This is a genomic window from Variovorax sp. KBS0712 (assembly GCF_006323185.2).
Taxonomy (GTDB): Bacteria; Pseudomonadota; Gammaproteobacteria; order Burkholderiales; family Burkholderiaceae_C; genus Variovorax; species Variovorax boronicumulans.
In genome coordinates, this window is record NZ_VCCD02000004.1 from 100,002 (window position 1) to 111,811 (window position 11,810).

The 11,810-nt window shown below is 67.5% G+C and carries 10 protein-coding genes; 5 read left to right on the forward strand and 5 right to left on the reverse strand.

The genetic code is table 11. From position 1 onward, the window contains the following. Positions 1-4 precede the first annotated feature (4 nt). Together dnaN and gyrB are read left to right on the forward strand one after the other, a co-directional pair. Positions 5-1,111 carry a DNA polymerase III subunit beta gene (gene dnaN / locus FFI97_RS28680; RefSeq protein WP_056574900.1) on the forward strand — a complete coding sequence of 369 codons (1,107 nt, stop codon included), beginning with the start codon at positions 5-7 and terminating at the stop codon, positions 1,109-1,111. 134 nt (positions 1,112-1,245) lie between these two features. Then, positions 1,246-3,867, forward strand: a complete 2,622-nt coding sequence (gene gyrB, locus FFI97_RS28685) for a DNA topoisomerase (ATP-hydrolyzing) subunit B (protein WP_062480420.1) — start codon at positions 1,246-1,248, stop codon at positions 3,865-3,867. An 83-nt stretch (positions 3,868-3,950) separates the two neighbouring features. On the opposite strand, the gene FFI97_RS28690 is transcribed toward gyrB, so the two are convergent. Continuing rightward, positions 3,951-5,114: an ABC transporter substrate-binding protein gene (locus FFI97_RS28690; RefSeq protein ID WP_139702958.1), complete on the reverse strand. Its 1,164-nt coding sequence runs from the start codon at positions 5,112-5,114 to the stop codon at positions 3,951-3,953. 408 nt (positions 5,115-5,522) lie between these two features. Here FFI97_RS28690 and FFI97_RS28695 point away from each other — a divergent pair, with 408 nt between their 5' ends. From FFI97_RS28695 to FFI97_RS28705, 3 genes are all read left to right on the forward strand, one after another. Beyond that, positions 5,523-6,047, forward strand: a complete 525-nt coding sequence (locus FFI97_RS28695) for a hypothetical protein (protein ID WP_139702959.1) — start codon at positions 5,523-5,525, stop codon at positions 6,045-6,047. A 112-nt stretch (positions 6,048-6,159) separates the two neighbouring features. Next, entirely contained in the window at positions 6,160-6,672 is a 513-nt protein-coding gene (locus tag FFI97_RS28700) for a hypothetical protein (protein ID WP_139702960.1), read from the forward strand. A gap of 184 nt (positions 6,673-6,856) precedes the next feature. Then, on the forward strand, positions 6,857-8,053 hold the full coding sequence (locus tag FFI97_RS28705) for a metallophosphoesterase (protein ID WP_185993747.1): 1,197 nt from the start codon (positions 6,857-6,859) through the stop codon (positions 8,051-8,053). A gap of 12 nt (positions 8,054-8,065) precedes the next feature. On the opposite strand, the gene FFI97_RS28710 is transcribed toward FFI97_RS28705, so the two are convergent. The 4 genes from FFI97_RS28710 to FFI97_RS28725 all read right to left on the reverse strand — a co-directional run bounded on the left by FFI97_RS28710 (position 8,066) and on the right by FFI97_RS28725 (position 11,747). Next, positions 8,066-8,566: a polyhydroxyalkanoate granule-associated phasin gene (locus FFI97_RS28710; protein WP_139702961.1), complete on the reverse strand. Its 501-nt coding sequence runs from the start codon at positions 8,564-8,566 to the stop codon at positions 8,066-8,068. A gap of 117 nt (positions 8,567-8,683) precedes the next feature. Beyond that, positions 8,684-9,661 (reverse strand): lysylphosphatidylglycerol synthase domain-containing protein, encoded by a 978-nt coding sequence (locus FFI97_RS28715; RefSeq protein WP_139702962.1) that lies wholly within the window; start codon positions 9,659-9,661, stop codon positions 8,684-8,686. Beyond that, positions 9,658-10,935 (reverse strand): cardiolipin synthase ClsB, encoded by a 1,278-nt coding sequence (gene clsB, locus FFI97_RS28720; RefSeq protein WP_139702963.1) that lies wholly within the window; start codon positions 10,933-10,935, stop codon positions 9,658-9,660. The genes FFI97_RS28715 and clsB overlap by 4 nt, the downstream gene beginning before the upstream one ends. Positions 10,936-10,949: 14 nt before the next feature. Continuing rightward, complete coding sequence (locus FFI97_RS28725; protein ID WP_062480435.1) at positions 10,950-11,747, reverse strand: endonuclease/exonuclease/phosphatase family protein; 798 nt, start codon at positions 11,745-11,747, stop codon at positions 10,950-10,952. Between the last annotated feature and the right edge of the window lie 63 nt (positions 11,748-11,810).

Genomic DNA, 11,810 nt, shown 5'->3' on the forward strand with positions numbered 1-11,810 from the left:
AGACATGATCGTTTTGAAGGCAACCCAAGACAAAGTTCTTGCCGCGCTGCAGTCGGTGGCCGGCATCGTGGAGCGGCGTCACACCCTGCCGATCCTGGCCAATGTGCTGATCCGCAAGACCGGCGGCCAGCTGCAGCTGACCACCAGCGACCTCGAGATCCAGATCCGCACCACCGCCGAGCTCGGTGGCGACGAGGGCAACTTCACGACCACCATCGGTGCGCGCAAGCTGATCGACATCCTGCGCACCATGCCGGCCGACCAGACCGTGAGCCTCGAGTCGAGCGCCAGCAAGCTCGTGCTCAAGGGCGGCAAGAGCCGCTTCACGCTGCAGTCGCTGCCCGCCGAAGACTTCCCGCTGGTGCAGGAAGCCGCCAATTTCGGCCCCGTGTTCAGCGTGCCGCAAAAAACGCTGAAAGACCTGCTCTCGCAGGTCTCGTTCGCGATGGCCGTGCACGACATCCGCTACTACCTGAACGGCATCCTGTTCGTGGCCGAAGGCAAGCAGCTGAGCCTGGTGGCCACCGACGGCCACCGCCTGGCGTTCTCCTCGGCCATGCTCGACGTCGAAGTGCCGCGCCAGGAAGTGATCCTGCCGCGCAAGACCGTGCTCGAAATGCAGCGCCTCCTGTCCGACGCCGAAGGCGCCATCGAGATGCAGTTCGCGAACAACCAGGCCAAGTTCAGCTTCGGCGGCATGGAGTTCGTCACCAAGCTGGTCGAGGGCAAGTTCCCCGACTACAACCGCGTGATTCCCAAGAACCACAAGAACACCGTCACGCTCGGCCGCGCGCCGCTCCTGGCCAGCCTGCAGCGCACCGCCATCCTGACCAGCGAGAAGTTCAAGGGCGTGCGCCTGAACATCGAGCCGGGCACGCTGCGCATCGCGTCGAACAACGCCGAGCAGGAAGAAGCCCAGGACGAGCTCGACATCGACTACGGCGGCGACAGCATCGAGATCGGCTTCAACGTCACCTACCTGATCGACGCGCTGTCGAACATGGACCAGGACATGGTCAAGCTGGACCTGGCCGACTCCAACAGCTCGGCCTTGTTAACCATCCCCGAGAACGCATCTTTCAAGTACGTCGTGATGCCGATGCGCATCTAGACCCTGGAAAACAGAGCGCCTTGCGCACACGACCCGCGGCCCCCCGCGGGTTTGCGCTTTCAAGAGGCGGCGAATTGAGCTTTTGAGAGCCCGAAAAATCACGGGAAACCCGTGAGAGACAGAGGAATATCCGAATGAGTGCAGAAGAGAACAAGCCCGACGTGCCGCACACCGAGCCGGTCTATACCCCCGAAATCCAGATCGTGGCGCCCGAAGGCGTCCCCGCCGACTCCAGCTACGGCGAAGGTGCGATCACGATCCTCGAAGGTCTGGAAGCCGTGCGCAAGCGCCCGGGCATGTACATCGGCGACACCTCCGACGGCACGGGCCTGCACCACCTCGTGTTCGAAGTGGTGGACAACTCCATCGACGAAGCGCTCGCGGGCCATTGCGACGACATCGTCGTCACGATCCACTCCGACAACTCGATCTCCGTCACCGACAACGGCCGCGGCATTCCCACGGGCGTGAAGATGGACGACAAGCACGAGCCCAAGCGCTCGGCTGCTGAAATCGCCCTCACCGAACTGCACGCCGGCGGCAAGTTCAACCAGAACAGCTACAAGGTCTCGGGCGGCCTGCACGGCGTGGGCGTGAGTTGCGTGAACGCGCTGAGCGTGAAGCTGCGCCTCATCGTGCGCCGCGAAGGCAAGATCCACGAGCTCGAATTCAGCCGCGGCTTCGTGCAGAACCGCCTGCTCGAGACCGTGAACGGCTTCGAGGTCTCGCCCATGAAGGTCATCGGCGACACCGACAAGCGCGGCACCGAAGTGCACTTCCTGCCCGACACGGAAATCTTCAAGGAAAACAACGATTTCCACTACGAAATCCTGAGCAAGCGCCTGCGCGAGTTGAGCTTCCTGAACAACGGCGTGCGCATCCGCCTGCTCGACGAGCGCACCGGCAAGGAAGACGACTTCTCCGGCGCCGGCGGCGTGCGCGGCTTCGTGGAATTCATCAACAAGGGCAAGACCGTCCTGCACCCGAACTCGTTCTACGCAGCGGGCGAGAAGCCGGCCGACACCTACGGCGGCATCCCCGGCACGCACATCGGCGTCGAAGTGGCGATGCAGTGGAACAGCGGCTACAACGAGCAGGTCCTCTGTTTCACCAACAACATCCCGCAGCGTGACGGCGGCACCCACCTCACGGGCCTGCGCGCCGCGATGACCCGCGTCATCAACAAGTACATCGAAGAGAACGAGTTCGCGAAAAAAGCGAAGGTCGAGGTCACCGGCGACGACATGCGCGAAGGCCTATGCTGCGTGCTGAGCGTGAAGGTGCCCGAGCCCAAGTTCTCCAGCCAGACCAAGGACAAGCTGGTGTCCAGCGAAGTGCGCGCACCGGTGGAAGACATCGTCGGCCGCCTGCTCACCGACTACCTGCAGGAGCGCCCGAACGACGCCAAGATCATCTGCGGCAAGATCGTGGAAGCCGCCCGCGCCCGCGAAGCCGCCCGCAAGGCCCGCGAAATGACGCGCCGCAAGGGCGTGCTCGACGGCATGGGCCTGCCCGGCAAGCTGGCCGACTGCCAGGAAAAGGACCCCGCCCTGTGCGAGGTCTACCTGGTGGAGGGCGACTCCGCCGGCGGTTCCGCCAAGCAGGGCCGCGACCGGAAGTTCCAGGCCATCCTGCCGCTGCGCGGCAAGATCCTGAACGTCGAGAAGGCCCGCTACGAGAAGCTGCTCACCAGCAACGAAATTCTCACGATGATCACCGCGCTGGGCACCGGCATCGGCCGCGCCGGTGCGACCACCGCGGGCGGCGGCGCGGACGACTTCAACGTCGCCAAGCTGCGTTACCACCGCATCATCATCATGACCGACGCCGACGTGGACGGCGCCCACATCCGCACGCTGCTGCTCACGTTCTTCTACCGCCAGATGCCCGAGCTGGTCGAACGCGGCCACATCTACATCGCGCAACCGCCGCTGTACAAGGTGAAGGTCGGCAAGGAAGAGCAGTACCTGAAGGACGGCCCCGCGCTCGACGCGTTCCTGCTCAAGGTGGCACTGAAGGACGCGAGCATCGAGACCGGCGGTGCCGCCTCGACCACGCTGTCGGGCGACACCCTGGCCGAGCTGGCGCGCAAGCACCAGGTGGCCGAGGCCGTGATTGCGCGCCTGCGCAACTTCATGGACGCCGAAGCGCTGCGCGCCATCGCCGACGGCGTGGCGCTCGACCTCGACACGCCGGCCGCCGCCGAGGCCTCGGCCGTGGCGCTGCAGGCCAAGCTGCGCGAACTCAACACGACCGGCGTGCCGGCCGAGGTGAGCAGCGAGTTCGACGCCCGCACCGACAAGCCGCTGCTGCGCATCAGCCGCCGCCATCACGGCAACATCAAGTCCAGCGTGATCTCGCAGGACTTCGTGCACGGCGCCGACTACGACGCGCTGGCGCAGGCCGCCAACACCTTCCGCGGCCTGCTGAGCGCCGAAGGCGCGCTGGTCAAGCGCGGCGAGGGCGAACGCGGCAAGGAAGAGAAGGTCGACGACTTCCGCCAGGCCATGAAGTGGCTGATCGGCGAAGCCGAACGCGCCACCTCGCGCCAGCGCTACAAGGGCCTGGGCGAGATGAACCCCGAGCAGCTGTGGGAAACCACCATGGACCCGACCGTGCGTCGCCTGCTGCGCGTGCAGATCGACGACGCGATCGAAGCCGACCGCGTGTTCACGATGCTGATGGGCGACGAGGTGGAACCGCGCCGCGAGTTCATCGAGCAGAACGCGCTGCGCGCGGCGAACATCGACGTCTGATCGATCGATCGATGGCGCGGCACCGGCGGTGTCGCGCTGTTCACCAAAGGGCGCCTGCAAGCGCCCTTTTTTTTTGACTCCTCCTACTGCTTGCGCTGCACGAACAGGTTGCGCTTCGCATCCTCCGGGTACGCGAAGGTGATCTGCCCGTTACGCACCACGCCCATCACCAGCATGTTGGGCGACAGCGCGTCCTTGTCGCTTTCCGAGAACGACTTGTCGTAGGTCGTGACCACGCCGTAGTAGGGCCGCTTGGGCTGCTCGAGCGCGGCCTTGATGAACGGGCCTTCGAGCTTGCCGCTGGGCACGTTGAACATCGCGTGGGCCAGCAGGTAGGTGGCGTCGTAGGCCTGCGCGGCGGCCATCGGCACCGGGATGCGCTTGGTGTTGAATTTGCGCGCGTAGTTGGAGAGAAACGACGAGCGGCGTTCGTTGCTCGGCTCGGCGATGAAGCTCTGCGCCATCAGCGCGCCTTCGGACGCTTCGCGGGCGCCCTCGATGAAGGACGGGAAGGACAGCGTCCAGGCACCGACCTGCGGCACCTTCCAGTTCAAGGCCTGCCGGCTGCGCGCGATGACGGCGTTCTCGGGGCCCACGGTGTAGCTGAAGATGATGTCCGCGCCGGCCGCTTTGGCCTCCGACAGCTCTTTCGTCAGGTCTTTCACGCCGAGCGGAAATTTCCCCACGTACACGGGCTTGAGGTGCTTGGCCGCCAGCGCCTTCTCGACGTCCTTGGCGCCCGCCTCGCCGTAGCCGGTGCTGTCGTGCAGCACGGCGACCCGTTTCCAGCCGCGCGCCAGCAGGTCGTCGACCACGAAAGGGGCCTGGATGCTGTCCTTGGGCGAGGTGCGAAATACATAACTCGTGGCCGGCGGATAGGTCGACGTCAATGGCGAGCCGGTGGCGCAAGGCACGATCAGCGGCAATTTCGCGTCATTGAAAACGGCCAATGAATTCATCGCCACGCCGGTGTTGCAGAAGCCGATGGTGGCGACCACTTTTTCATTGACGAGGGCCTGGGATTGCGAGCGGCCGGTGTCCGGATTGGCCTGGTCGTCCTTGATCACCAGTTCGAGCGAGCGGCCCAGATACCCGCCCACGGCATTGATTTCGTCGACGGCCATCTTCACGCCGTTGAGCATGGGCACACCGAAATCGGCCGACGGCCCGGTGAAAGGGCCGATGACGCCGATCCGGATCGGCACCGGCGGCTCTGCGCTTGCCTGGGCGGCCAGTCCCAAACCCATCAGCAAAAAAACGAATCGGCGATTTGAATGAAGCATTTGGTTTGCGCGCTTTGAAAGGAAGCGCCGAGCCTAATTTCTTTGCGCGCCCGCCAATAGCTAGGGAATGCCCAGTCAATTGCGCACCAATTCCGTCTTTTGTTGCCAATTCAGCACAGGCCGCGGGGCCGGCGACGGACCGGAAAGCGCTCGTGCGCGGCGCGCCCGCGAGCCCCGTCTCAGGGTTTCCGATGAAAGACACCCGAAAAGCGGAACTGACGCCCGTCACACGGGCGTCACCAGCTATGAAAACAATAGCATTCACCTGCGCAACGCAGAAGCTTCCTCGTAAACGCTATATCTAGCCCGACTCTTGCTAAGCAAAATTCCTGACGGATTTCCTGTCACGCAAGATCGAGGACACACAGAGCAATGAACCCCAAGCGTTTCCAACAGCCCGTGGCTGCACTGGTTCTGGGCGGCGCATCGATCGCCGCGGCCTTCCTCGTGGCCGTGTCGCCGGCCCATGCGTTCTCGAACCCGCCGATCCAGGTCGCGCAGGGCATCGAATACATGTGCGGCGGCGCCGCCAAGGGCGAAGCCGCCTTCCTGGAAATGGTGGCGCCCCGTTGGGCCGCGACCATCGACTTGCGCGTGAACGACGGCAAGGGCGCGCAGCAGGCGGGCTTCCCGGCCAAAGCGGCGATCCAGATCCGCCAGAAGTACACGGGCCAGACGGTGATGGAAGTGCAGACCCAAGCGCCCTACATGCTCGCGCGGCTCGAACCGGGCGCCTACGACGTCGACGTGACGCTCGGCGGACTCACGCTCACGCAGCAGCTGGTCGTGATCGCCGGCGTCCCGGCGCGGGCCTCGTTCGTCTGGCCGTCGAACTTCGACATGGCCTCGGTCGCGCCACCGCTGCCCCAGGCGCTGGCACAAACCGCCGCGCGCTGACCCGACGCGGGCCACTGCGGCCCGCGCGCAGTTAAGTCTTCCTTAAGTCGTGCCCGGCACAGTGCCTTCCTGCGTGGCGTGTCGCCACTACCGCCCGGAAAGGAAGGCTCCGATGTCTCTCACCACCAACCCCCTGTTTCTGTTCTCGCACGCCCGGCCCGTGGCCGCGGCGGCCGGCGCCGCCTTGCTGGTGCTGCTCGGCGGCGCGCTCTCCGCGCAGCCTGCCCAGGCCGCGATGAACCCGCCGATCCACATGGCGCACGGCGTCGAGTACATGAGCGGCGGCATCGGCCAGGACGAGGCGCAGCTGATGGAAACCGTGTCGCCGCGCTGGCCCGCGAGCTTCGAATTCGCGATCAAGGACGGCCGCCGCGCCGATTTCGCGGCCGGTGTGCACGTCACCGTGCGCGACAGCCACGGCACCGCGCTGCTCGACAACGTGGTCTCGGGCGGACCGTTCATGGTGGCGCGGCTCGAGCCGGGTCGCTATGAAGTGGAGGCTCGCATCGGCGGCCAGACGCTCAAGCAGACGCTGCTGGTGTCGCCCGGTGCGCCGGCCAAGGCGCTCTTCGAATGGCCGGCGGGCACCGACATGGCGTCGGCCGGCACGCGCACGGTGCGGTAAGCGCGGCGCCGCCGCGCCGCAGCCGACACCGAAACGTCACGCCCGCGGCGCCCCAACGCCCGCTATCCGGTTGCCCTGCGCTATAGAAAAAATAGCGACCCAGGCAGCCTTCGACGCCTTGAATGCGCGGCATGCGCCTTGCAGATGACGTGTCCCGGGCAATGCCCGCGTCCCCCCAGTCCTCATGCCGATCCGTCCCCTGAGCGTCCTGACCGCGCTGCTGCACGTCTACATCGCGCTGCGCCTGCTGCCTGCGCTGGCGTCGCTCACGCCTGCGTGGCCGCTGGCGCTCGTGCTGCTGGCGATATCGGCGGTGACGATGCCGCTGCCCTTCGTGTCGCGCAGCCACCGCGCCGACCGCAAGACGAAGCCTGCGGGCGAGACGCTGCACTGGATCGGCCTGATCAGCATGGGCTGGTTCTCCTCGCTGTTCGTGCTCACGCTGGTGCGCGACCTCGGCCTGCTGCTGGCCTGGCTGGCAACCGCGCTCGGCGGCCTGCAGGTGCCGTGGGACACGGTCGCGCCGTGGAGCGCGCTGGCGGTGCTGGCGCTCGCCACGGGCGTGTCGCTGATCGGCTTCATCAACGCGCGCCGCACGGCCGGCGTGAAGCACGTCGACGTGCCCATTCGCGGCCTGCCCGCGGCGCTGGCCGGCTTCACGATCGCCCAGCTCAGCGACATCCACGTGGGCCCGACGATCCGCAACGGCTACATCCAGCGCATCGTCGACGCGGTGAACCGGCTCGGCGCCGACGCCATCGCGATCACCGGCGACCTGGTCGACGGCAGCGTGCCCGAGCTGCGCGATCACATCGCGCCACTGGCAGGGCTGCGCGCGCGCCACGGCACTTTCGTGGTCACGGGCAACCACGAGTACTACGCGGGCGCGCACGCCTGGATCGACGAGCTGCGCCGCCTCGGCCTGAAGGTGCTGCTGAACGAGCACGTGGTGCTGCAGACGCGCAACGTGCGCGGCGCGCAGACCGACGAAGAGCTGTTCGAAAGCGCGCTGGTGCTGGCCGGCGTGACCGACTTCACCGCCGGCCACTTCGACGCCGCGCACGCAAGCGACCCGCACCTGGCGCTGTACGACGCGCCACCGCTGGTCCACACGCGCGTGCTGCTGGCGCACCAGCCGCGCAGCGCGCCGGTGGCGGCCGCGGCCGGCTACCAGCTGCAGCTGTCGGGCCACACGCACGGCGGCCAGTTCTTCCCGTGGAACCTGTTCGTGCCGATGCAGCAGCCGTTCACGGCCGGCCTGCACCGGCTGCACGACATGTGGATCTACGTGAGCCGGGGCACTGGCTACTGGGGGCCGCCGAAGCGTTTCGGCGCGCCGTCGGAAATCACGCTGGTGACGCTGGTCCCGGCGCAGCCCTGAAACGCAGCGGCGTCAGGCCTGCAGTTCGGCCAGCAACCGCCGCGCGTTCGACGTGGCGGCTGCGTGGATCGGCTTGAGGCCTTCGCGCGCAATGCGCGCCGCCACACCCGTGAGCTGACCCATCGTGCTGGCGCCGCGCGCCGTGGCCTGCACGAGCGCATCGCCGTGCGTGGCCGCCTGCGCCGGCGTGAAGCTGCCGGCCAGCGAGAAGAGCGCCGTGGCGCCCTGCAGCCATTGCTGCCATGCGCGCTGGGCCAGCGAGGCCTGGCTGCTGTGCCACTGCCGGGCCATCGCCAGGCCCGACTCGCTCGCCGCGGCGAGCTTTTCGTGGCCCATCAACTGGAACTCCGCAAGGTCGGCCGCGCTGGGCGTGAGCCCGGCTTTGGCGATGCGCTCGGTGCGCATGCGGATCACCGTGCCGGACGACAGCAGGGTCTCGTGGGTCTTGAGGGCCAGGTCGACCCATTGCATCAGCGGGCTGGCCACGCGGGCGGTGGTACTGAAGGACGACATGGGAAGAGGGCACGTAGGGGAACAGAGGGCCACTATAGGCCTGCAAAGTGAAAATTGTTGCAGTGCAACAATTCCTGACCGTCATTTCACCGATCGATTGCTTTCTGCGGGCAATATTTAACGTTTGTTGTGGTTGTTGCCGGCATCCGCGCGCAAACGCCGTGCACGCGCCTCGGTGACGAGGTAGGCGACCAGCGCCACGGCCAGCGGCAGCAGGTAGTACAGCGCGCGGTAGGCCAGCAGCGCGCCCAGCAGCCGGGTGCTGGGCACCTCGTGCGCCAGCAGCGCGACGAACACCGCCTCCAGCACGCCGAGCCCCGCCGGCACGTGCGTGACCACGCCCGCCACGGCGGCGACCAGCAGCACCGCGAGCACCTGCGGATACCCGACCTCGCCCTGCAGCAGCACCCAGATCACGCCGCCGATGAGCGACCAGTTGACGCACGACATCGCCAGCTGCAGCAAGGCCATCGGCAGGCTCGGCGTGCGCAGCGCATGGCCGCGCACGCGCCAGACGTGGCCATCGGAGAACGCACACAGCGCCAGGTAGGCCAGCGACACCATGAGCAGCACCGCGCCCAGCATGCGCAGGCCGCCGCCGTCGATCTTCCAGTCGGGCGGCAGCGCCATCGGCCAGAAGCAGAAGGCCGCGCCGGCCACCACGAGGTAGCCGAGCCAGTTGGTCAGCATGCTGAAGCCCAGCACGCGCGTGATGGTCTCGTTGCCCAGCCCCAGGCGCGAGTACAGCCGGTAGCGGAAGGCCACGCCGCCCACCAGCGAGCCGAAGTTGAGGTTGAAGGCGTAGCTGATGAAAGTCACGCCGACCACGGTGCCCGCGCCGAGCCGGTGCTTCGTGAGGTGGCGCCCGAGCAGGTCGTAGGTGCTGTAGAGCCCGAAGCTGGCGGCGGCCAGCGCGCCGGCCGCGAGCAGCGTGGGCGCCGGCAATGCGCGCAGTGCGGCGAACACCTCGGCCCAGTCGATGGTGCGCGCCTGCTTCAGCAGCAACCAGGCGATGGCGCCGAAGAAGGCCCAGATCGCCACGCGCCGCGCCCACGGCCACCAGGGCCGGTGCGTGAGGGCCAGGGATGCGCTCATGCCGTCTCCGTGCGCGCCGTGCCCTCGTCGCCGCGCTTCTTCTGCTGCGCCATGAGATCGGTCGCCTCGGCCGGCGTCAGGCGCGGCGCGTGACGCGGCAGGCGGTTGAGCCACGACGGGTACCAGCGCAAGAAGTGGAAGACGAAGAAGCTGCGCACCAGCCGCCAGCCACTCCACTCGCTGGCCAGGTCGTGCGTGCCGATCTGCTTGCAGCTGTGCTGCATGAGATGGTCCATGCGCTCCCACAGCACCTTGTTGAACGCGGTGTCGCGCACCACCACGTTGGCCTCGAGGTTGAGCGACAGGCTCAGCGGGTCGAGGTTGCTCGAGCCCACGGTGCTCCAGCGGTCGTCCATGAGCGCGACCTTGCCGTGCAGCGGCCGGTCGCAGTACTCGTAGATGCGCACGCCGGCGTGCAGCAGGTGGTGGTACAGCATGCCGGCGGCCGTCTTCACGATCGGCATGTCGGGCTCGCCCTGCAGGATGAGGCGCACATCGACGCCGCGCCGCGCCGCGCGCCGCAGCTCCTTGATGAGCCGGTAGCCCGGAAAGAAGTACGCGTTGGCGATCACGATGCGCTCGCGCGCGGCGCGGATCGCAGCGCGGTAGTGGCGCTCGATGTCGTTGGTGTGGCGGCGGTTGTCGCGCGTGACGAAGATCGCGTCGGCCTCGCCCGCCGCGGCCTGCAGCTGCGACGCGGGCGGTGCCTTTTTCAGCCTTCGCCGGAACCAGCCCGCGCCCTTGCCGCCGACTGCAATCGCGCGCAGCACGAACTGATGGATCTCGGCCACGATCGGCCCGGCCAGCTCGACCGCGTAGTCCTGCTTGGCCTTGGGCCCAAAGTCGAGCAGGTGGTCCTCGGAGTAGTTGATGCCGCCCACGAAGGCGCGTTCGCCGTCGACCACCACGATCTTGCGGTGCATGCGGCGGAACACGTTGAGCCGCTGGCCCAGGAAGCGCTGGCCCGGGTCGAACACGCGCACCTTGACGCCGGCCGTGGCCAGGCTTTCGAGGTACGCGTGCGAGAGGTCGGGCGAGCCGAAGCCGTCGATCATCAGGTCGACCTTCACGCCGCGCTGCGCCGCCGCGCGCATGGCCGCATGCAGCGCCAGGCCCACCTTGTCCTCGAACAGGATGAAGGTCTCGATGATCACTTCGCGCCGCGCCGCGCCGATGGCCTCGAACACGCGCGGAAAGAATTCCTCGCCGTTCTCCAGCAGGTCGATGCGGTTGCCGCCGGTCCAGTGGCCGGCGCGCTCGGGGGTGTCGCGCATGGGGGCCTCGCTGCTCACAGGTCGATGTCCGCCACCAGCGGGGCATGGTCCGACAGATGCGACCACGGCCGGCGCGGCAGCACCACGGGCGCGTGCGCGCCTGCGTTGCGCACGTAGATGCGGTCCAGCGGCAGCAGCGGCAGGCGCGCCGGAAAGGTGCGCGCGGCGCGGCCGTGGGCATGCACGAACACCTCGCGCAGCGACGCGCCTTCGGCCAGCACGTCGTGCGCTCGGGCGCGCCAGTCGTTGAAGTCGCCCGCCACGATCAGCGGCGCGTCGGCCGGCACCTCGTCGCGCACGATGTGGCACAGCAGCTCCAGCTGCTGCTGGCGGTGCGCCTCGGCCAGCCCCAGGTGCGCGCAGATCGCATGCACGTCGACCGTGCGCCCGGGCAGGCGCAGCACGCAGTGCAGCAGGCCGCGCTTCTCGGGGCCGCTCACCGACACGTCGTGATTGCGGAAATGCACGATCGGAAACTTCGACAACACGGCGTTGCCGTGGTGCCCCTTCGGATACACCGCGTTGCGCCCGTAGGCGAACTGCGGCCACATGGTGTCGGCCAGGAATTCGTAGTGCGGCGCCTCCGGCCAGTTGTTCACCGTGCGCGAATGGCGCGCGTGCGTACCCATCACCTCCTGCAAAAACACCACGTCGGCGCCCACCGTGCGCACCGCGTCGCGCAACTCCGGAAGGATGAAGCGGCGGTTCAGCGCCGTGAAGCCCTTGTGGGTGTTCACGGTCATGACCTTGAGCGAGGCCGGTGCGGCGGCGACGGCGGCCTCGGGCAGCGGGGAAGTGATGGGGGAGGACATCGGTGTTCCCGTTGTACGTGGCCGCGCCCGCGCCGACTGTAGGAACGCGCCACCTTCTTCGCG

Excerpts from the sequence above, each read along its gene's own strand:
- dnaN (WP_056574900.1), top strand. The coding sequence starts at position 5 with ATGATCGTTTTGAAGGCAACCCAAGACAAAGTTCTTGCCGCGCTGCAG.
- gyrB (WP_062480420.1), top strand. The coding sequence starts at position 1,246 with ATGAGTGCAGAAGAGAACAAGCCCGACGTGCCGCACACCGAGCCGGTC.
- FFI97_RS28690 (WP_139702958.1), bottom strand. The coding sequence starts at position 5,114 with ATGGGTTTGGGACTGGCCGCCCAGGCAAGCGCAGAGCCGCCGGTGCCG.
- FFI97_RS28695 (WP_139702959.1), top strand. The coding sequence starts at position 5,523 with ATGAACCCCAAGCGTTTCCAACAGCCCGTGGCTGCACTGGTTCTGGGC.
- FFI97_RS28700 (WP_139702960.1), top strand. The coding sequence starts at position 6,160 with ATGTCTCTCACCACCAACCCCCTGTTTCTGTTCTCGCACGCCCGGCCC.
- FFI97_RS28705 (WP_185993747.1), top strand. The coding sequence starts at position 6,857 with ATGCCGATCCGTCCCCTGAGCGTCCTGACCGCGCTGCTGCACGTCTAC.
- FFI97_RS28710 (WP_139702961.1), bottom strand. The coding sequence starts at position 8,566 with ATGTCGTCCTTCAGTACCACCGCCCGCGTGGCCAGCCCGCTGATGCAA.
- FFI97_RS28715 (WP_139702962.1), bottom strand. The coding sequence starts at position 9,661 with ATGAGCGCATCCCTGGCCCTCACGCACCGGCCCTGGTGGCCGTGGGCG.
- clsB (WP_139702963.1), bottom strand. The coding sequence starts at position 10,935 with ATGCGCGACACCCCCGAGCGCGCCGGCCACTGGACCGGCGGCAACCGC.
- FFI97_RS28725 (WP_062480435.1), bottom strand. The coding sequence starts at position 11,747 with ATGTCCTCCCCCATCACTTCCCCGCTGCCCGAGGCCGCCGTCGCCGCC.